Genomic DNA, 19,570 nt, shown 5'->3' with positions numbered 1-19,570 from the left:
CACACGAAGACACGAAGATGTCGAGCCTAACCGATGCGCCCCCAATAATCGTTGGCAACCCGCTTCAGGCCGTCCTTGAAAGTGGCCTGCCCGAAATTCATCAGCAGACCTAGGGGCAGGTCCATCAGGCGCAGATAGGTCAGGACCTGCTTGCCGTGGACAGGTGCCAATTTTTCGATGGATTTCAACTCGATCACCAGCTTGCGCTCGACGAGCAAATCGATCCTGAATGCGTTGTCAACGACAACGCCCTTGTACCGCATGGTCATGGGGACCTGTCGTTCGACGGCATAACCGGCTTGCGAAATCAGTCCGCCAAGGAGCGCTTCATAAGCGCCTTCCAGCAACCCCGGGCCAAGATCACGATGCAACTGGAATCCACAATCCACAGCGATCCGTGCGAGGCTCTCCAGATCGTCCGGTCGCGACATCTTCGTGTCTTCGTGTGAGACTAAATCAAGCCGGATGCCCGCCGGTGTCCTCCACGGTCCAGGTCTGGCCCTTGGCGAGCAGCTTGGCGAGGTTGGCACTCTTGCCTTCGCTCGACTTGGCGCGCTCTTCCACGACGGCGCTTTCATAGGTCGGGCGCGGGTCGTCGTAGATTACGCCGAGCGCCATCGGGAACGGGCCAAATGGCGCCTCGATGAGCATGTGGGCGATAGAGCGGTTGCGGACATTGTGGACCAGCACCCCGGCGGCCTGCCAGTCCCCATCCACCACATCGACAACCTTCAGTTCCAGCAGGTCACGATCAAGCGCAATGCCCTTCACGCCGCCGGTCTTCTCGCTGCCGAACAGCATCGGTTCGCCATCGGCCAGCCACAGCTGGTGATCGTCCGCTCCCTTGGGCGCGGCGAAGGCATCGAACACGTCCTTGTTGTAGACGATGCAGTTCTGGAAGATCTCGATGAAGGCCGCGCCCTGGTGGGCATGGGCGGCCTTCAGCACGTCGGGCAGGTTCTTCGACACGTCGAACCCGCGCGCAACGAACCGCGCACCGGCACCCAGGGCAAAGGCGCAAGGGTTGGCCGGACGATCGACCGAGCCAATGGGGGTGCTGGGGCTCTTGGTGCCGATACGGCTGGTGGGCGAGTACTGGCCCTTGGTGAGGCCATAAATCTCGTTGTTGAACAGCATGATCTGCATGTTCACGTTGCGCCGCAGCACATGCATCATGTGGTTGCCGCCGATGGACAGGCCATCGCCATCGCCCGTCACCAGCCAGACGTCGAGTTCCGGATTGGCCAGCTTTGCGCCAGTCGCGAAAGCAGGCGCGCGGCCGTGGATGGTGTGGAAGCCGTAGGTCTCCATGTAATAGGGGAACCGGCTGGAGCAGCCGATGCCGCTGATGAACACCGTCTTGGCCGGATCACAGCCCAGCTGCGGCAGCGTGCGCTGGACCGCCTTCAGGATCGCATAGTCCCCGCAACCCGGGCACCAGCGCACCTCCTGGTCGGTTTCCCAGTCCTTGAGGGTGGTTTCGATTTTGGTCATCTCGTTCATTGCGCGTCTCCGGTCGCCTTCAGCGATCCATCGTCATGCCCACTTTCGGGAGTGGGCAACTGCTGCGTGTTGGCGTGGACCTCGCCGCCTTCGTTATCCGGGATTCCGTCGAAATAGCGGGCGATGGCCTCGTCCAGTTCGGCGATCTGGAACGGCTGGCCGCTGGTCTTGGTCAGGCTGTCGGCATCGACCAGCAACTGGTCGCGCAGCACGGTCTTGAACTGGCCGGTGTTCATTTCGGGCATCAGCACATGGCTGAACCCCGCGAGCAGCTCGCCCAGGTTGGCGGGCAGCGGCCAGATATTGCGCACGTGAATATGGCTTACGGCCAGACCCTTGCGGCGCGCATTGTCCACTGCGCGGCGGATCGGGCCATAGGTGCTGCCCCAGCCCACCACGGCGAGGTGGCCGGTCTTGTCGCCATGCGAAACCTGCTGGTCGGGCACGGCGATGCCATCGATCTTGGCCTTGCGGGCGTCGGTCATGATCTGGTGGTTTTCGGGGCTGTAATCGATGTTGCCGGTATCGACCTTCTTCTCGATCCCGCCGATGCGGTGCATCAGGTCAGGCGTACCCGGCTTGATCCACGGCCGCGCGCCCTTGGCATCGCGCTTGTAGGGCAGCAGCGTGTCGCCAGCGTTCTTCTCTTCGAGGAACTGGACCGGGAACGGCTCGTAGCTCGCCGGATCGGGCACCTTCCACGGTTCGGCGGCATTGGCGATATACCCATCGGTGAGGAGGATCACCGGCGTCATGTACTGCACGGCAATGCGGCAGGCCTCGATCGCGCAGTCGAACACGTCGCCCGGGCTGCTTGCCGAGATGACCGGGATCGGCGCATCGCCGTTGCGGCCATAGACCGCCTGGTACAGGTCGCTCTGCTCGGTCTTGGTCGGCAGGCCGGTGCTGGGGCCGCCGCGCTGGGAATTGACGATCACCAGCGGCAGCTCGGTCATCACGGCAAGGCCCATCGCTTCGCCCTTCAGCGCAATGCCGGGGCCGGACGAACTGGTCACGCCAAGCTGCCCTGCCCAGCTTGCGCCGATGGCGGCACAGATCGCGGCAATTTCGTCTTCCGCCTGGAAGGTGGTGACGCCGAATTCCTTCAGCCGAACGAGGTGGTGGAGGATCGAGCTGGCAGGCGTGATCGGATATCCGCCGAAGAACATCGGCAGGCCAGCCAGCTGCGCACCGGCGACCAGGCCAAGCGAAACGGCTTCCGCGCCGGTAATGGTCCGGTAAAGGCCCGGTTCGGCGGCCACGGGATCAATGTGGACCTTCTTGAGCGGCCCCGTCAGCTCGGCCGTTTCGCCATAGGCATGACCAGCGTTGAGCGCGGCAATGTTGGCGGCGGCGATAACGGGCTTGGTCTTGAACTTGGCGTTGAGCCAGTCGATCAGCGGCTGCCGGTCGCGGTCGAACATCCACAGCGCCAGGCCCAGCGTCCACATGTTCTTCGAGCGCAAGGCATCCTTGTTGCCGAGGCCAAACGGCTTCACCGCCTCGATCGTCAGCGCAGAAATGTCGAAGGCCAGCACATCCCACTTGGCCAGGCTGCCATCATCCAGCGGACTGACCTCGTACTTGGCCTTTTCGAGGTTGCGCTTGGTGAACTCGCCGGTGTCGATGATCACCAGCCCGCCAGGCTTCAGGGCCTGCAGGTTGGTCTTCAGCGCGGCGGGGTTCATCGCCACCAGCACGTCGGGCGCGTCGCCTGCGGTGTTGATCTCTCTGGAGCCGAAATTGATCTGGAAGGCCGAAACGCCGAACAGCGTGCCTTGCGGCGCGCGGATTTCGGCGGGGAAATCGGGGAAAGTGGCAAGATCGTTGCCCGCCAGTGCGGTGGACAGGGTGAACTGCCCGCCGGTAAGCTGCATGCCATCGCCGCTATCGCCCGCAAAGCGGACGACTACGCTGTCGGGCCCGGCCTGCGGGGTTGCGGAAGCCGCTCGATCGGCTGTCTGGGTCGCCATGGTATGTTCCTGCTTGCGCACATGCGCCTGTTATCGCGTGCCTCGGGGCACTTCTGACCTGTGCCCTATGGACCTGCCCTGCCCGGAGCAATCAAGTTTTTCTGTGCAGGCCGCAATCGGGTGATGGAATTGGTCCACCGCTTTGACTAGGCAATGCCCGATGAGCGCACCTGATCCCAAGCTGTACCGCCCCTGCGTGGGCACCATGATGGTCAATTCCGCCGGGCTCGCCTTTGTCGGCAAGCGCATCGACAACAAGGAGGGCGACTGGTGGCAGATGCCGCAGGGCGGCGTCGATCCGGGTGAAGACCTCGATGTGGCGATGGTGCGCGAGCTGGGCGAGGAGACCGGCGTGGCCAAACGGCACCTGGAAATCGTCACCAGGTTGGGGCGCGAACTGTTCTACGACCTGCCGCCCGAATTGCAGGGCAAGCTGTGGAAGGGCCGCTATGTCGGCCAGCGGCAGGTGTGGTACCTGGTTCGCTTTCTGGGCGAGGACAGCGACATCCGCCTCGACGCCCACAAGCATCCCGAATTCTGCGAATTCCGCTGGGTCGAGCCCGCGCTGCTGCCCGACCTGATCGTGCCGTTCAAACGGACGATCTACGAAGCCGTGGTGGAAGGCTTCGCGGGGAAAATCTGACCTAGTTCGCCGTTACACCCGCATCCGGAGTAATCTCGGCGGTCATCACGCGCGGCAGGGGGCCGCGGTCGATGGCGGCGGCGAGATCGAGCGTTTCCATGCAATCGGCCCCGCACAGGCTCTGCAACTGGGCGAGGTTCTGCCGCGCGGTGTCGAGCGCGCCCTTTTCTGCCAGGGCCTCGCCCTCGCCCGAAATGGCGGCGAGGTTTTCAGGATCGCGCTCCAGTGCCTCGCGGTAGAAGCGGATCGCCTTTCCCTGCAGGCCATCGGCGCGGGCGGCATTGCCGAGATCGACATAGACCGCCGAGAACGACGGATCGACCACCAGCGCGGCTTCGAACATGTCGATCGCCAATTGGGTATCCCCCGCATCCAGTGCCGCGCGGCCTTCTGCCGCCAGCGCCTCGGCACGCGGATCGGGCACCTTGCCCGCTGCCAGCCCGCTACTCGCAGTCACCGCGAAAACCAGTGACAAGGCAAGGGCAGCAGGGGTGTAGCGCATAAGGAGCTCCTTCAGTGCGGGCCGATCTGTCAGCATCTGGTCAGCCATAAGCGTGGGAAGCTATCACGCCGTAGATAAACTGGCGATGAAAAATCCGTCGGTTCCGGCATGATGCGGGGTGAGCCGTTTTCCCACCCCGCGCGGCGTGCCCAGGGGGAGTTCGACCGGCTGGGCAGTGAAGGCCGGATTTGCAGCAAGGAAGCGTCCCACCTGCCCTGCCCCTTCCTCGTCGAGCAGCGAACAGGTGATATAGACGATCCGCCCGCCGGGCCTGACCAGCGTAGCCGCCACATCGAGCAGGCGGGCCTGCAACTGGGCAAGGCGGGCCAGTTCCTGCGCAGTCAGCCGCCAGCGCGCCTCGGGATTGCGCCGCCATGTTCCTGTGCCAGAGCACGGCGCATCGACCAGCACCATGTCGGCCTTGCCCTGCCAGGGACCAAGCGCTTCCAGCTCGCGGCCGGGGTTGAGCAGGATAGTTTCGGAAATCCTCGCCCCTGCCCGCGCAGCCCGCGGAGCAAGCCGCGACAACCGCCCGCGGTCGGTATCGGCAGCGATGAGGGTGCCCTCATTCGCCATCGCAGCGGCCAGCGCCAGCGTCTTGCCGCCAGCGCCTGCGCACAGATCGATCACCAGTTCACCGGGTTTCGCAGCGGCGGCAAGGCACATGGCCTGGCTCCCCGCGTCCTGCACTTCGACCAGGCCATCGCAATAGGCGGGCCATTGCTCCACCTGGGTGCCGACAGGCAGGCGCAGGGCATTGGGCAGCGGCAGTTCCTCCGCCGGTTCGGGCAGGATGAGCGCGGCGCGGTCGGTCTTGAGGGTGTTCACCCGCAGGTCGAGCGGGGCACGGCCAAGCAAGGCTTCGGCTTCCTCACCGGTGATATCCGAGGCAGCAAGGCGCTCGACCAGCCACTGCGGGGCCACTCCGGCGCTGGCCGGTTCCTCGCCCGCGCCAATGGCGGGCGGCCCATACCCGGAGCCGTCGAACAGAGCCGCCAGCTCCGCATCGCGTGAAGCCAGCAGCAACATCGCCGCGCGGCCATTGGCCGGCACCGGCCCGCAGGCGCGGATCGCCGCATAGACGAGATCGCGGATCGCCCGCCGGTCCTTCGATCCGGCATAGCGGTTGGCCCGCGACCAGTCGGCCAAGATGCGGTCAGCGGGAGCGCCCTGCGACCGGGCAGCAGCGATCACGCTGTCGAGGATCGTGATAGCGGACTGGACACGCGCGGCGGGGGTCATTTGCGCTGTTCGAACAGGTCGTCGTATTCCTGACCGGTTGGCGCCTGGATGCAGAAATAGGTGTAGCGCGCAGGGAAAGCCTCTGAACTTGCAGAATTGCGCTGTTCTGTCAGCGTGCGGCCCCGCTCGATGCAAGCAGCCTCATCGAAATGCAGCGAGTGCTGCAAGGCCATGCTGTCTTCCGGGTGCGCGGGATTCCAGCCGATGAGGATCAGGATATATGGCAGGAACTCGACCATGTCCTAGCGCGTCGGATAATTCGGGGCCTCGCGGGTGATGCTCACATCGTGAACGTGGCTTTCGCTCAGCCCAGCGTTGGTGATGCGGATGAACCTCGCCCGCTCCTTGAGCGCCTCGATCGTGGCGCTGCCGGTATAGCCCATGGCCGCCTTGATGCCCCCGACAAGCTGGTGGACCACGTCGCGCGCCGGGCCCTTGAAGGCCACCTGGCCCTCGATGCCTTCGGGCACCAGCTTCATCTGGTCCTTGATGTCCTGCTGGAAATAACGGTCGGCAGACCCGCGCGCCATCGCCCCCACGCTGCCCATGCCGCGATAGCTCTTGTAGGCGCGGCCCTGATACAGGAATGTCTCGCCCGGTGCTTCCTCGGTCCCTGCCAGCAGGCTGCCGATCATCACGGTAGAGGCACCGGCGGCCAGCGCCTTGGCCGCATCGCCGCTGGTGCGCAGGCCGCCATCGGCGATCACCGGCACGTCACCCGCCGCGCTGGCAGCTTCCATGATCGCGGTGAGCTGCGGCACGCCGACACCGGCGACAATGCGCGTGGTGCAGATCGAGCCGGGGCCGATACCCACCTTCACCGCATCGGCGCCTGCGCCAACCAGCGCACGGGTCGCTTCGGCGGTGGCGATGTTGCCGGCGATGACCTGGACGGAATTCGACAGCTTCTTCACCCGCTCCACCGCGCGGGCCACGTCCTTGTTATGGCCGTGGGCGGTGTCGATCACGATCACGTCGCATTCGGCATCGACCAGCGCCTCGGTCCGGGCAAAGCCCTTGTCGCCGATGGTGGTCGCCGCCGCCACGCGCAGTCGGCCGGTCGAATCCTTGGTGGCATCGGGGTGCAGCACGGCCTTCTCGATATCCTTCACCGTGATCAGGCCGACGCAGTGATAGGCATTGTCCACCACCAGCAGCTTTTCGATCCGGCGGGCGTGGAGCAGGCGGCGTGCCTCTTCCATGCTGACGCCTTCGGATACCGTGGCGAGGTTGTCCTTGGTCATCAGCTCGCGCACCGGCTGCATGGGATTGTCTGCAAAGCGCACGTCGCGGTTGGTCAGGATGCCGGCCAGCTTGCCCGCCACATCGACCACCGGGATGCCGCTGATGCGGTGCATCGTCATCAGCGCCTGCGCCTCGCCCAGCGTGGCATCGGGCGTGATGGTGATGGGATTGACGACCATGCCGCTTTCGAACCGCTTCACCCGGCGCACCGCGATGCACTGTTCCTCCACCGTCAGGTTGCGGTGGAGCACGCCGATGCCGCCAAGCTGGGCCATGACGATAGCCATGTCGGCCTCGGTCACGGTGTCCATCGCGGCGGAGAGGACGGGGATATTGAGCGCGATCCCGCGCGTCAGCCGCGTGCGGGTGCTCGCCTGGCTCGGCACGATATCGCTCTCGCCCGGCCTCAGCAGGACGTCGTCGAATGTAAGGCCGGTTTCGATTTCCATGGGTGCCACCAGATGTTGTGCGCTTTTGCAGCGAATTTCGATTCGTGGCGGCCCATGTAACCGCATGGTGTGACAGAGGCTAGTGTGGTGGAAAAGTTCCTACTCCGCCGTCCACCCGCCGTCGACGCTCCAGTTCGCGCCGTTGATGTTCTGCGCTGCATCGCCGCACAGGAACAGCGCCATGGCCGCCACTTCGTCCACCGCAACGAACTTCTTGGTCGGCTGCTTGGCGAGCAGAATATCGTGCATCACCTGTTCGCGGGTCATGCCCCGCGCCGCCATCGTATCGGGGATCTGGTTTTCCACCAGCGGGGTCCAGACATAGCCGGGGCTGATGCAGTTGGCGGTAATGCCCGCTTCTGCCAGTTCCAGCGCCAGCACCTTCGTCAGGCCCACAATACCGTGCTTGGCGGCGACATAGGCCGCCTTGTAGGGGCTGGCGACGAGCGAGTGGGCGCTGGCCACGTTGATGATCCGGCCCCAGCCCGCGTCCTTCATGTGCGGCACGGCGAGGCGCGCGGTGTGGAAGGCTGCGGAGAGGTTCAATGCAATGATCGCGTCCCACTTTTCCGGCGGGAAGCTCTCTACCGGGGCGACGTGCTGCATCCCGGCATTGTTGACCAGCACGTCCACCGCGCCCGCCTCGGCCATCAGTCGCTCCACGCCCTCGGTCAAGGTCAGGTCCGCGCTGACGTGCATCGCGCCCAGTTCCTCGCACAGCGCCGCAATCGCCTCCGGCTCGCCGAAACCGGTCAGCAGAACCTCCGCCCCTTGCGCCTTCAAGGCCCGCGCGATGGCGAGGCCGATGCCCGAGGTGGAGCCCGTTACGAGCGCGCGCTTGCCACTAAGGAACATTATCGACTCCATCTGATTGTCTGGCATAGGTTTGCCTGACGGGCGGCAACAAGGTCCAGCCCCCAATTCGCAAGTGCAGCACACGAAGGGGTATTTCCATGCGGCTCAACCAGTTCGATCCGCGACGGGTCCGGGTCCGGCGTGGAGGGACCAGGGGCAGCGGCACCAGGATGGGCGGCGCAGGCGGCCTTGGCTGCGGCGGCATCGTGGTGGTGCTGATCGGTGCGCTGGTCTTCGGCGTGGACCCCGGCCAGATGGTCGGCATGGTCGAAGGCGTGCAGCAGACCACCGGCCAGCAGCAGCAAGGCCCCGCCGCGAGTGACGAAAGCGCCATGGAGATCTGCGACGACAATGCCTATGCGATGGAAGGCTGCAACGCGCTCGCCAACCTCAACGACACATGGGAGCCGATCTTCGCCGCCGCGCAGATCCCGTTCGAACAGCCGACCCTGTGGTATTACACCGGTGGCACCGAATCCGGCTGCGGCAGCGCGTCGAGTTCCATGGGGCCATTCTACTGCCCGGCCGACATGGGCATCTACATCGACACCAGCTTCTATGATGTGATGGCCCGCCAGATGGGCGCGGGCGGAGATTTTGCGCGCTATTACGTCATGGCCCACGAATATGGCCACCACATCCAGCACCTCACCGGCATGGCGCAGGAAGTGCGCAAACTGCAGCGTTCCGACGCCCGCAACGCCAACCAGTTGCAGGTGCGGCTGGAGCTGCAGGCCGATTGCTATGCCGGGGTATGGGCCGCGAAAAACAGGAACTTAATCGAGCCTGGGGATTTGGAAGAGGGCATGACAGCCGCCGCCGCCATCGGCGACGACACTCTGATGCGCAATGCCGGCCAGCGGGTGGATCACGAAAGCTTCACCCACGGCTCCAGCGCGCAACGAATGGAATGGCTGCGTAGGGGAATACAAACCGGTGATGAAGAACAATGCGATACTTTCGCCGACATGCGCCGCTAGGGCAGCGCTGATTTCACTGGCTGTGGGGGCAATGGCTTGTGCCATGCCCGCCATGGCCCAGAACGGCCTCGACGACAGGCCGCGCACCGTGCGCGATGTGGCTCTGACGCCGCTGACCGATCTCAACCTCAACCAGGACGATATCCCGCCGCTGCTGGTCGATGCGCGCAATGACCCCTATGACAACCAGGGCATCAATGGCTGCGCCGCGATCCTGAGCCGCGTGGCCGATCTCGATGCCATCCTGGGCGACGATTACGACACCCTTGCCCCCAGCGAGCGCCAGCTTTCCGCCACCTCTGTGGCCAGCCGTGTGGTCGGCAGCTTTATCCCGTTTCGCGGCATTATCCGGGAGCTTTCCGGAGCCAACGACCGCCAGCGCGATTTCCGCGAGGCGATCGCGGCGGGCATGATGCGTCGAGCCTATCTCAAGGGTCGCGGGGAATCGCTGGGTTGCGACTATCCCGCCAGCCCCGCCACGCCCGAACTGATCGCCCGGCTCCGGGCAGTTGACGCCGAGAACGAAGCACGCCGGGATCGCGGCGATGACAGCGACCGCCGCGCCGACAGTGGGCCGGTGGTGGACGAGAACGGCTTCTATTCCGAACCCGTGGTCCAGCAGGTAAATTAAGTTCGAAAACCTAAATCGTCGGTCCGCCGATCACCTTTACCGTCGGTAGCATCACCGTGGCCCGGATCAGCACGACTGGTGCAGGGTCGGCCAGCGGCGCCCTGACGCCCTGGACGGCAGGCGGCAGGGGAGGCGCTGGAGCTAACGGCAAGGTGAAGGGCACAAATTGCGCGGCCTCCATGGCTTCCATCAGTTCCATCGCGGCCAGGGTCCGAACCGCAGCTTCCCACATGGCCTGTTCGCGCCCGAGGCTGGAGATTTCGGCTTCGAGTTCTTTCAAAATCCGCGCACGCAACTCGGGCGGCATTCCTTCGGCTTCGAGGATGGCCCGCTGTGCCTCGCGCAGGCCGGTGCTGGCCTCCAGATGCGCGGCGCGCTGGCAGATGACCATGACCCAGCGGCCATCGGCAAGCTGGCGGTGGGTGACAATGTCGCTGCCGTCCTGACAGCCTGTCTCGACCTGCGGAATCTCCCGCATGGCGAAACGGGCGGCCTCCCGTCCTTCGGCGGCGGCTCGACTGGCTTCTTCGTCGACTCTCGCCATGTCAGCGTCGATCCTGGCCATCATGCGATCGATCTCGGCATCACTGAGCGCGGTCACGACCTCCCCATTCTCGGCGGAATCGGCCACGGTCGCTTCATGCGAGGTTTCGCGGTCGTTGCGCACGACATTGTGCGATGTCGCTAGCGCCTCGGCTTCGGGCGCTTCGGGCGCTTCAACCCGGGCATAGGAAATCGACGCGGTGAGCGGCAGGGCCAGCAGTGCGCCTGCACCGATGGCGGATAGGCCCAGTTTGCGGCGGGCCGATGAAACGTCGGTCATGGTGAGGCTGCGCAGGCGATGGATGATCGCCTTCTCGCCCAGTAGCGGGCAGGCCATGGAACTGGCCATCGGGGCCGCGAGTGCCAGTCGGCGACCGGCAGCAAAGCCGGCGATCACCTCGGCATAGGCCGCCCGCTCGTGCCACTCACGCCCTGCCACCACCCGCGCATCGCAGGCCGCTTCCTGGTCCCGGCGCATCGCGCGCCAGCCTGCCCATGCCAGCGGGTTGAACCAGTGCAGCGCCAGCAGCGGCTGGGCCGCCAAATTGGCGAGCAGATCGTGGCCGGAGTGGTGCGCCAGCTCGTGCGCAATGGCGAGGTCGCGCGCGGCGCGGTCGGGCTGGACCATGAAGCCCGGCGGCAGGGCCACCACCTTGTCACGCAAACCAAATGCCACGGGCGAATCCACCGCAGGCGTTTCCACCAGCCGCACACTGCCCGCCTCGCCCATTGGCCGGGCCTCTGCCAGCAGATCCCGGCGCATGGCGAAATAGTCGCGCGCGCGCCAGGCCAGCATGAGGGCCGCCCCACCCAGCCACAGCGCCAAGGCCAGCACCGGCAGCCAGCCGAGAGCCGGGGCGACGGCAGCAGCTTGCGGGGCATCGGCCAGCAGGATCACCAGCGGTTCGGCAGGCGCGGCTTCGACCGGCGCCATGCTTGCAGGCAAGACCAAGGGCGGGAGGACCAGCCGGGCCAGTGGCAGTGCCCACATCGCATAGGCCACCTGCGGCCCGAAATGCCGCGCTACGGGGCGGCGCAGCACCAGCACCAGCGCAATCAGCGCGCCGGTCCACACGAAGGTGTCGAACAGCCACTGGGTCATTTCCGCAGCTCCTGCAGCAGGCGCTCGATCTCGGCGATGTCGTCGTCGGTCAGTTGTTCGCTGGCAGCGAGATGGGCGAACAGCGGCGCGGCGCGGCCGCCGAACAGCCGGTCAACCAGCCGGCGGCTTTCGGTGCCGACATAGGCGCTGCGCTCGATCAGCGGGGTGTAGAGGAAGCGGCGGCCCTGCGGCGTGGTGCCCAGCGCACCCTTGGACACAAGGCGGGCCAGCAGCGTCTTCACCGTCGGCATGGACCAGCCGCGCGCCCCGCACACCATGTCGCAGACTTCGGCGGCGCTCTGCGGCGAGCGTTCCCACAAGGCTTCCATGACCGCGTGTTCGGCATCGCTGATCCGCTCTGCCCCGGATTCGTTGGCTGGCAAATCGCTGTCGGTATCCGCCACTGCGGCCTCCTTGATCGACCGTGGAACGGCGCTATGACTACATTTGTAATCTGAACTGCCGGTGAATGCCCTCCCTTCACTCGCGGCGGGGCTGTAACAGCGCCCGACCATGAGCAAGAAATTCCCCTATGCCGTGCGCCGCCTGGACGATTGCCAGAACGTGGCAGATTTCCGCGAATTGGCGCAGCGCCGCCTGCCATATCCGGTGTTCCACTACATCGACGGCGCGGCTGACGACGAGAGCACGAAGGACCGCAACACTGCCGCCTTCGAAGATGTGGACCTCGTACCCGATGTGCTGGTGGGGGCCGACAACATCGACCCGTCCGCCACCATCATGGGCCGCACCACGTCGCTGCCGCTGATGCTCAGCCCCACGGCGCTGCAACGGCTGTTCCACTGGCAGGGCGAACGGGCGACTGCCGCCGTGGCCGAGAAGTTCAACCTGTGGTTCGGCATATCCAGCCTGTCGAGCGTGAGCATCGAGGAAGTGGGCGCGAACTATGCCGGGCCCAAGATGCTGCAATACTACTACCACAAGGATCGCGGCCTCAACGCGGCGCTGGTCGAGCGGGCCAAGGCGGCGAAGTTCGATGCCATCACCCTGACAGTGGACACGGTGGTTTCAGGCAACCGCGAACGCTGCAAGCGCACCGGCTTCCAGACCCCGCCGAAGATCACACCCGCCAGCTTCCTGTCCTATGCCACGCATCCGGCATGGGCGCTGAATTTCCTGTTCCGCGAGAAATTCGACCTGCCCAACCTCTCCACCCATGTGGCGGCAGGCTCCAACGCCTCGATCTCGATCCAGGACTATTTCAACTCGATGCTCGATCCCGGCCTCAACTGGCAGGCGGCAGAACATCTGCGCGACCAGTGGGGCGGCAAGTTCTGCCTCAAGGGCGTGATGTCGGTGGGCGATGCGCGGCGCGCGGCGGACATGGGGGTCGATGCAATCATGGTGTCGAACCACGGCGGGCGGCAACTCGATGGCAGCCGGGCTCCGTTCGACCAGCTCGACGAGATCGTCCAGGCCGTGGGTGACCGGATGGAAGTGATCCTCGACGGCGGCGTGCGGCGCGGATCGCATGTCCTGAAAGCGCTGGCGACCGGGGCCAAGGGCGTGAGCGGCGGCAGGCTCTATCTCTATGCCCTGGCGGCGGCGGGCCAGCCCGGCGTGGACCGGGCCGTGGGGCTTCTGGACGCCGAAATCCGGCGCGGGATGCAGCTCATGGGGGTGAACCGGGTGGACCAGCTCACCCCCGACAAGCTTCGGCGGCGCTAGGCGGAAGGACCATCCCAACCTAGATTGCGGGCATGCTGATCCGATTCGCCGCCGCCGTGTTGGCGCTTGCCTCCCCCGCCCTCGCGCAGGAAGAACTCCTACCCGCGCCCGCACCGCGCACGACCCACGTCGAATTGCAAACCACCATGGGCACTATCCTGATCGCGCTGGAGACCGAACGCGCACCCATCACTGCGGGCAACTTCCTGCGCTATGTCGAGGAGGACCGGTTCGATGGGGCGGTGTTCTACCGGGCGATGATCCTTGACTGGGAACCGCAGCCCAACGGGTTGATCCAGGGCGGCACGCAGTACGATCCCGACCGCATCCTGCCGCCCATCGCGCATGAGCCGACCAGTGTGACCGGCCTTGCCCACGTGCGCGGCGCGCTGTCGATGGCGCGCAATGAACCCGGCAGCGCGACCGGCGATTTCTCGATCATGCTGCAGGCCCAGCCCGCAATGGACGCCAACCCCGGCAACGAAGACCCGCAGTGGCACGATGGCTATGCCGTGTTCGGCCGGGTGGTGGGCGGCATGGATGTGATCGAAGCGATCCACGCCGCCCCGCGCGATCCCGACAAGGGCGAAGGCTGGATGAAGGGCGAGATGCTGGCCCAGCCGGTGGTGATCGTGGATGCGGTGGTGGTGGAGCTACCCGATCAGTCCTGACCCTCAGCGCGCGTCAGGAAGGCAATCTCAAGCAGGAAATCGTCGTCGAATTCCACATGGTGCGGCACTTCGGGCAGGATCATGGCGGTGGCAGGTGCAGCAAGGTGCGTAACCGTGCCCGATCCATCATCCATAACCAGCCGCACTTCCCCTTCATGCAGCGAAATCCGGCCCCACCTGTCCGGCTTCAGCCGGTGTTCGGCCAGCAGCCCCTTGGGCAAGGTTTCGGCGCTGAAAGGCCCGATGGTCCGCACTACGGCAAAACCATCGGGAATGCCTCGGTCGCTCACAGTGTCACCGCACAGATCACGGCGATGCCCATGCCGAATGCGGCGACGGCCATCGGCACAACCAGCACCTGGCCATAGACCGCTTTTGCATCCATCGGCCCGCACCAGGTCTGCAACGGCTCACCGCGCAGCAGTGGCGAACGGCCATCCGGCCCCGCCTGCCGGGCGAGGATCCGCGCCACGCCGAAGAAGATCGCGGTGTAGAGGATCGAGATGACAATGGCGAAGCGGGCATGTCCGCTGCCGCCAGTGGCAAGTGCGATGGCGGCGAAGAACACCGCATAGCTGGCGATCATGCCAACCCAGATGTTGCCCGGCAGTTCGAACCGGCGGCTTTCCGGCTGGGCCGGAGCGGCTGTCACCTCCGGCAATATCCCGGTCGTCTGTGCCAGGTCGAAATCGACCGGATCGGCAAAGCGGGCGAAGTCTGTATCGTGCTGTTCAAACATGGGGCAGGCTCCTTTTGGGCGCATGCGGCGTCAGTCCGTCGCGGCGCATTTCGATTCCGATCAGCAGGCTTTCGGCGATCATCCGCGCGCGGGCGGCATATTCGGCCACCCCGGCAGACTGCGGGCATTCATCGCGCAGGGTCTGGTAGAACAGGTCGAGCCAGTGGGCGAAGTGCCGTTCCTCAAGGCCCGGAATGGCCTGGTGGCGGACCATCGGATTGCCCGAGAATTCTGCCGTACCCAGCAGGACCGAGCGCCAGAACTGCTTCATCCGGCCAAGGTGGACCGGCCAGTCGGTGATCCGTTCTGCAAAGATCGGGCCGAGCAGGTCGTCCCTTCGTACGCGGGTGTAGAAGCGCTCAACTACGCGGTCGATCAACTCCTCGTCGATACCGATGGCTTCGGCCTCTTCCCGCTTGCGCTGGCGGATCGCCTCTATGCGAGCGCGGTGGTCGGGGGTGCGGCTGATGGCAGTTTGCATGGCTCGACTCACTAAGAGGCATTTGATATGCCTGTTTAACAAGCTTGCCTGTAAAAGCAATATCCTGTATACCTGTTTTATGCAGTTGAGCTTGCACACGGACTATGCCCTCAGGGTGCTGATGATGCTGGGGGCCACCCGCAGCCAGGCGACGATTGACGAGATCGCCCTGCGCTACGGTATTTCACGCAACCACCTCGCCAAGGTCGTCCAGGCACTCCAGGCCGAGGGGCTGGTGGAGACCCTCCGCGGGCGTGGCGGCGGCCTGCGGCTGGCGCGACCGCCGAAGGAAATCAACGTCGGCTCGGTGGTCCGCCGCCTTGAGCGGTTCGACGGCTTTGTCACCTGCATGGGCGGAAGTCGGGCCGAAGCCGAGGGCGGTTGCGCCATTGACGGCGCCTGCCGCCTCAAGCCTGCGCTGGCTGGCGCGCTCGACGCCTTCCTGTCGCATCTCGACCAGTTCACCCTGGCCGATTTCGTGAAGGGCCAGCGCAGGTCTCTGCTGGAACGCCTGGCGATCGACGAGCCCGCCCCGGAATCAACAGCTCCTCCCGCCCTGCCAGCCTGACATCGACCCGACAAAGGCGGGCACTTGCGCGGGATCAATTGCCACCCGGCAGCAGTTGCCTACTATGCACCTTGCGGGACCGGGCCCCTCTGGCGACCATCTGGTCGTGATGTCGGACCGCGCCGGGGTTTGCCCGGTGTCGGCTCTCCACCCCTTCGCCGTCACCGAAGACTCCGGCTCCACAGCTTTCGAGGAGGATCTGCCATGACGACCATTCCGCTAACCAGGACCGCGCTGCTCTATGCGCCTGTCGAGACCTTCAACCTTGAACGCGGTCCGGCAGCCTATGCGCTGGACCTGTGTGCAGGCCACGGCATGGCGCTGACAGCCATGCTGCTCAATACCGACAATGCCAATCCCTTCAGCGCCAGCAGCCGCACCCGCGAACAGATGGCGACGGCTTCCGACAAGCTCGACCAGCTCAAGTTCGACAACATTGCAGCGATGGAAAGTGCCTGCGCGGCCAGGTCGCTCGATCTGTCGGTGATCGCCAGGCTCGACCATTCGCGCGGATTCTTCCGCTTCGTGAACGATCGTGCGCGCCTGCATGACCTGGTGATCTGCAGCAGCAGCAAGGAGGGCATGCTGAGCGAACGGCTGGTCTGCGAAGGCCTGCTGTTCGATGCCGGGCGACCGCTGCTGCTGGTGCCCCACGGCCATGCGGGCGGCTATTCCGCCCGAAAAATCGCCGTGGCCTGGGACAACAGCCGCGGGGCCGCCCGCGCCCTGGGCGATGCCCTGGCCCTGCTGCCGGGGATCGAGGAAGTGGTGTTCCTGGTCATCGGGGACGAGAAGTCCATCGACACCGGCATCGCGCCGGAGGACCTGTGTGCCTCTGTCGCCCGTCACGGCATCAAGGCCACGGTCGAACATCGCAGCAAGGGCAGCCGCTGGATTGGCGATGCCTTGCAGGAAGAAGCGCGGGACGCCGGGGCTGATATGCTGGTGATGGGCGCGCATGGCCATTCGCGGCTGCGCGAATTCCTGCTCGGCGGCGCGACACTCGACGTGCTGAACGTCCTGCGCCTGCCGGTGCTGATGGCGAACTAAGCTAAAAGATTGTAGCGGCGCGGAGCAATCCGCGCCGCTGCCGATCAATAAACCCGCTTCTTCGGTTTGATGTACTCGATATCGTCGGTCAGCGTATATTCGTGGACCGGGCGATAATCGATCCGCACTTCGCCACCCGAACCACCCCAGCCTTCGAACCAGGCGGCGGTGTGCTTCATCCATTCGGCATCGTTGCGTTCGGGGAAATCCTCGTGCGCGTGGGCACCGCGGCTTTCCTTGCGATTGGCGGCGCTGTTCATCGTCACCACGGCCTGGGCCATCAGGTTGTCGAGTTCGAGCGTCTCGATCAGGTCCGAATTCCAGATCAGGCTGCGGTCGGACACGTGGATGTCCTGCATCCGCTTGTTGGTTTCGGCCAGCAGCGACACGCCTTCGGCCATCAGCGCGGTGTCACGGAACACGGCGGCGTGCTTCTGCATGGTCTTCTGCATGTCGGCCCGCACCGCCGCCGTGGGCGAGCCGCCCTTGGCGTTGCGGAAGTGGTCGAGCCGGGTCAGCGCGAGGTCGGCGCTGTCCTTGGGCAGTTCATCATGCGCCTGGCCCAGCGGAATAGTCTCCTTCAGGCGGAAACCGGTCGCGCGGCCGAACACCACCAGGTCGATCAGCGAGTTGGAGCCGAGGCGGTTGGCCCCGTGGACCGAAACGCAGGCCGCCTCGCCCACGGCGAACAGGCCGGGGACCACGTGGTCGGGATTGCCATCGGGGCCGATGGTCACGACCTCGCCGTGGTAGTTACAGGGGATGCCGCCCATGTTGTAATGGACGGTCGGCGTCACCGGCAGCGGCTGGCGGGTCAGGTCAACGCCGGCAAAGATCTTGCCGCTTTCGGTAATGCCGGGCAGCCGCTGGGCCAGCGTTTCGGCCGGGATATGGTCGAGGTGGAGGTAGATGTGGTCCTTTTCCGGACCCACGCCACGCCCTTCGCGCATTTCCAGCGCCATCGAACGGCTGACAACGTCACGCGATGCCAGGTCTTTCGCCGAAGGGGCATAGCGTTCCATGAACCGCTCGCCTTCGGAATTGGTCAGGTAACCGCCCTCGCCCCGCGCGCCTTCGGTGATGAGCACGCCTGCACCATAGATGCCGGTAGGGTGGAACTGGACGAATTCCATGTCCTGCAGTGGCAATCCGGCGCGCAGCACCATGCCGCCGCCGTCGCCGGTGCAGGTGTGGGCGCTGGTGGCCGTGTAGTAGCAGCGGCCATAGCCACCCGTCGCCAGCACCACGCCGTGCGCGCGGAAGCGATGGATGGTGCCATCGTCGAGGCACATGGCGATCACGCCGACGCAGCGCTTGTTGGCGCCCTCGCCCTGCATGATGAGGTCGATGGCGAAGTATTCGATGAAGAAGTCCGCCGCGTACTTCAGGCTCTGCTGGTAGAGCGCGTGGAGCATTGCGTGGCCGGTACGGTCGGCGGCAGCGGCGGTGCGCTGCACAGGCGGGCCTTCGCCCATGTTCTGCATGTGACCGCCGAACGGGCGCTGGTAGATCGTGCCATCGGCATTGCGGCTGAACGGCACGCCAGCGTGCTCCAGCTCGTAAACCGCTGCCGGAGCTTCACGCGCCAGATATTCGATCGCGTCCTGGTCGCCCAGCCAGTCCGAGCCCTTGACGGTGTCGAACATGTGCCAGGTCCAGTGGTCGGGCGAATTGTTGCCCAAGGACGCCGCGATGCCGCCCTGGGCCGCAACCGTGTGCGAACGCGTGGGGAAGACCTTGGAGATATTGGCGGTGCGCAATCCGGCTTCTGCAGCGCCCATCGTGGCGCGCAGGCCCGATCCGCCCGCACCCACCACTACCACGTCATAGACATGGTCGATGATCTTGTAGGCAGGCTGTGTCGATGCAGTGCTGGCCATCAGGCGGCACCTCCCAGAGTCGCGGTAAGCGCGAGGCGGACAATGGCGAACAGGCCGAAGCCCGCGCCGATGAAAGTGAACAGGTTGAGCACCACGATGGCGGCAAAGTGGTTGCCGGGCGTGTGGACATAGTCCTCGATCAGCACCTGCAAGCCCAGCCGCGCGTGCCAGAACACGCTGACGAGGAACAGCGCCACCAGGGTCGCCGCCACCGGGTGGGAGAAATAGCCGGTCACGGTGGCATAGCTGGCATCGGGCAGGAGCAGGAAGCTCGCCACCAGAAACAACCCGCCAAGGAAATTGCCAACCGCGGTAAAGCGCTGCAGCAGCCAGTGGTGCGTGCCGTGTTTGGCCGAGCCGAGCCCGCGCACCTTGCCTATGGAGGTTCCGTTACCCATCGTCCCGTTCCCCCTTACAGCAAGATGATCGCGGCCCAGAAGGCCACGGTCAGCACGACGCCGCTGATGACCGAGACCACCGAGAAGCGCTTGTTGGTTTCCAGTTCGTAGCCCGCGCCCATGTCGAGCACAAAGTGGCGCAGGCCAGAACTCATGTGGTTGAAGAATGCCCAGGACAGTCCGATCAGCACCACGATACCATACCAGCTCATCGCATGATCCATGAACCGGGCATAGGAACTCGCGCCGCCTGCCATGGCGGCCAGCCACCAGACCAGCACCGGCAGGCCGACAAGGGCCATGCCATCACCTGCCGCGCGGTGGAGGATAGAGACCAGCATGTGCGGTCCCCATTTCCAGATGGAAAGATGCGGCGATAGGGGTCTGGCGGCCATCGGTTCGGTCCCTCTAGTCCTGCGACTGTCG

General features: G+C 65.1%; 23 protein-coding genes. 7 read left to right on the top strand and 16 right to left on the bottom strand.

All coding sequences use genetic code 11. The features are described from left to right. Positions 1-26 precede the first annotated feature (26 nt). From M3P36_RS13790 to M3P36_RS13780, 3 genes are read right to left on the bottom strand one after another with little or no spacing between them, the layout of a single operon-like run. Positions 27-431 (bottom strand): GxxExxY protein, encoded by a 405-nt coding sequence (locus M3P36_RS13790; RefSeq protein ID WP_349630577.1) that lies wholly within the window; start codon positions 429-431, stop codon positions 27-29. Positions 432-456: 25 nt separating this feature from the next. Continuing rightward, positions 457-1,503 carry a 2-oxoacid:ferredoxin oxidoreductase subunit beta gene (locus M3P36_RS13785; protein ID WP_249704273.1) on the bottom strand — a complete coding sequence of 349 codons (1,047 nt, stop codon included), beginning with the start codon at positions 1,501-1,503 and terminating at the stop codon, positions 457-459. Next, complete coding sequence (locus M3P36_RS13780) at positions 1,500-3,476, bottom strand: 2-oxoacid:acceptor oxidoreductase subunit alpha (RefSeq protein WP_249704272.1); 1,977 nt, start codon at positions 3,474-3,476, stop codon at positions 1,500-1,502. Before M3P36_RS13780 ends, M3P36_RS13785 begins: the two co-directional genes overlap by 4 nt. Before the next feature lie 160 nt (positions 3,477-3,636). On the opposite strand from M3P36_RS13780, the gene M3P36_RS13775 reads away from it, so the two are divergent. Next, complete coding sequence (locus M3P36_RS13775) at positions 3,637-4,119, top strand: RNA pyrophosphohydrolase (RefSeq protein ID WP_249704271.1); 483 nt, start codon at positions 3,637-3,639, stop codon at positions 4,117-4,119. 1 nt (position 4,120) lies between these two features. Here the strand turns inward: M3P36_RS13775 and M3P36_RS13770 are convergent, their stop codons facing one another. From M3P36_RS13770 to M3P36_RS13750, 5 genes are all read right to left on the bottom strand, one after another. Further along, positions 4,121-4,621: a tetratricopeptide repeat protein gene (locus tag M3P36_RS13770; RefSeq protein WP_249704270.1), complete on the bottom strand. Its 501-nt coding sequence runs from the start codon at positions 4,619-4,621 to the stop codon at positions 4,121-4,123. 63 nt (positions 4,622-4,684) lie between these two features. After that, complete coding sequence (locus tag M3P36_RS13765; protein ID WP_249704269.1) at positions 4,685-5,863, bottom strand: RsmB/NOP family class I SAM-dependent RNA methyltransferase; 1,179 nt, start codon at positions 5,861-5,863, stop codon at positions 4,685-4,687. Beyond that, positions 5,860-6,102 carry a hypothetical protein gene (locus tag M3P36_RS13760; protein ID WP_249704268.1) on the bottom strand — a complete coding sequence of 81 codons (243 nt, stop codon included), beginning with the start codon at positions 6,100-6,102 and terminating at the stop codon, positions 5,860-5,862. Before M3P36_RS13760 ends, M3P36_RS13765 begins: the two co-directional genes overlap by 4 nt. A 3-nt stretch (positions 6,103-6,105) precedes the next feature. Beyond that, on the bottom strand, positions 6,106-7,557 hold the full coding sequence (guaB, locus tag M3P36_RS13755; protein WP_249704267.1) for an IMP dehydrogenase: 1,452 nt from the start codon (positions 7,555-7,557) through the stop codon (positions 6,106-6,108). 99 nt (positions 7,558-7,656) lie between these two features. After that, complete coding sequence (locus M3P36_RS13750; protein ID WP_249704266.1) at positions 7,657-8,412, bottom strand: 3-hydroxybutyrate dehydrogenase; 756 nt, start codon at positions 8,410-8,412, stop codon at positions 7,657-7,659. Positions 8,413-8,510: 98 nt separating this feature from the next. Between M3P36_RS13750 and ypfJ the strand changes: the two genes are divergently transcribed. Then, the gene (ypfJ, locus tag M3P36_RS13745; protein WP_249704265.1) at positions 8,511-9,392 is read left to right on the top strand and encodes a KPN_02809 family neutral zinc metallopeptidase; all 882 of its coding nucleotides are present in this window, start codon (positions 8,511-8,513) and stop codon (positions 9,390-9,392) included. A 31-nt stretch (positions 9,393-9,423) separates the two neighbouring features. Next, the gene (locus tag M3P36_RS13740; protein WP_249704264.1) at positions 9,424-10,023 is read left to right on the top strand and encodes a hypothetical protein; all 600 of its coding nucleotides are present in this window, start codon (positions 9,424-9,426) and stop codon (positions 10,021-10,023) included. Between the two features lie 10 nt (positions 10,024-10,033). Here M3P36_RS13740 and M3P36_RS13735 read toward each other — a convergent pair whose 3' ends face one another. Both M3P36_RS13735 and M3P36_RS13730 read right to left on the bottom strand, forming a co-directional pair. After that, positions 10,034-11,668, bottom strand: coding sequence for a M56 family metallopeptidase (locus tag M3P36_RS13735; protein ID WP_249704263.1), 1,635 nt, complete (start codon positions 11,666-11,668; stop codon positions 10,034-10,036). Then, positions 11,665-12,072 carry a BlaI/MecI/CopY family transcriptional regulator gene (locus tag M3P36_RS13730; RefSeq protein WP_349630576.1) on the bottom strand — a complete coding sequence of 136 codons (408 nt, stop codon included), beginning with the start codon at positions 12,070-12,072 and terminating at the stop codon, positions 11,665-11,667. Before M3P36_RS13730 ends, M3P36_RS13735 begins: the two co-directional genes overlap by 4 nt. A gap of 109 nt (positions 12,073-12,181) precedes the next feature. Between M3P36_RS13730 and M3P36_RS13725 the strand changes: the two genes are divergently transcribed. Then, on the top strand, positions 12,182-13,357 hold the full coding sequence (locus M3P36_RS13725; RefSeq protein WP_249704262.1) for an alpha-hydroxy acid oxidase: 1,176 nt from the start codon (positions 12,182-12,184) through the stop codon (positions 13,355-13,357). A gap of 32 nt (positions 13,358-13,389) precedes the next feature. Continuing rightward, positions 13,390-14,028, top strand: coding sequence for a peptidylprolyl isomerase (locus tag M3P36_RS13720; protein WP_249704261.1), 639 nt, complete (start codon positions 13,390-13,392; stop codon positions 14,026-14,028). Here the strand turns inward: M3P36_RS13720 and M3P36_RS13715 are convergent. From M3P36_RS13715 to M3P36_RS13705, 3 genes are read right to left on the bottom strand one after another with little or no spacing between them, the layout of a single operon-like run. After that, on the bottom strand, positions 14,019-14,318 hold the full coding sequence (locus tag M3P36_RS13715) for a TehB-like domain-containing protein (protein WP_249704260.1): 300 nt from the start codon (positions 14,316-14,318) through the stop codon (positions 14,019-14,021). The two genes, M3P36_RS13720 and M3P36_RS13715, sit on opposite strands and share 10 nt — an antisense overlap. Next, entirely contained in the window at positions 14,315-14,767 is a 453-nt protein-coding gene (locus tag M3P36_RS13710) for a hypothetical protein (RefSeq protein ID WP_249704259.1), read from the bottom strand. The genes M3P36_RS13715 and M3P36_RS13710 overlap by 4 nt, the downstream gene beginning before the upstream one ends. Continuing rightward, entirely contained in the window at positions 14,760-15,248 is a 489-nt protein-coding gene (locus M3P36_RS13705; protein ID WP_249704258.1) for a group III truncated hemoglobin, read from the bottom strand. Before M3P36_RS13705 ends, M3P36_RS13710 begins: the two co-directional genes overlap by 8 nt. A 79-nt stretch (positions 15,249-15,327) precedes the next feature. On the opposite strand from M3P36_RS13705, the gene M3P36_RS13700 reads away from it, so the two are divergent. Further along, the gene (locus M3P36_RS13700; RefSeq protein WP_249704257.1) at positions 15,328-15,816 is read left to right on the top strand and encodes an Rrf2 family transcriptional regulator; all 489 of its coding nucleotides are present in this window, start codon (positions 15,328-15,330) and stop codon (positions 15,814-15,816) included. Positions 15,817-16,020: 204 nt separating this feature from the next. Beyond that, entirely contained in the window at positions 16,021-16,866 is an 846-nt protein-coding gene (locus M3P36_RS13695; RefSeq protein WP_249704256.1) for a universal stress protein, read from the top strand. Positions 16,867-16,910: 44 nt separating this feature from the next. On the opposite strand, the gene sdhA is transcribed toward M3P36_RS13695, so the two are convergent. From sdhA to sdhC, 3 genes are read right to left on the bottom strand one after another with little or no spacing between them, the layout of a single operon-like run. Then, complete coding sequence (gene sdhA / locus M3P36_RS13690; RefSeq protein WP_249704255.1) at positions 16,911-18,746, bottom strand: succinate dehydrogenase flavoprotein subunit; 1,836 nt, start codon at positions 18,744-18,746, stop codon at positions 16,911-16,913. Beyond that, positions 18,746-19,144, bottom strand: a complete 399-nt coding sequence (gene sdhD, locus M3P36_RS13685; RefSeq protein WP_249704254.1) for a succinate dehydrogenase, hydrophobic membrane anchor protein — start codon at positions 19,142-19,144, stop codon at positions 18,746-18,748. Before sdhD ends, sdhA begins: the two co-directional genes overlap by 1 nt. A 14-nt stretch (positions 19,145-19,158) precedes the next feature. Then, positions 19,159-19,539: a succinate dehydrogenase, cytochrome b556 subunit gene (gene sdhC, locus M3P36_RS13680; RefSeq protein ID WP_249704253.1), complete on the bottom strand. Its 381-nt coding sequence runs from the start codon at positions 19,537-19,539 to the stop codon at positions 19,159-19,161. Positions 19,540-19,570 lie beyond the last annotated feature (31 nt).

This window comes from Altererythrobacter sp. KTW20L, assembly GCF_023501975.1.
GTDB lineage: Bacteria > Pseudomonadota > Alphaproteobacteria > Sphingomonadales > Sphingomonadaceae > Alteraurantiacibacter.
The sequence above is the reverse complement of the archived record's forward strand: the minus strand, read 5'-3'. Positions and strand labels throughout refer to the sequence as shown.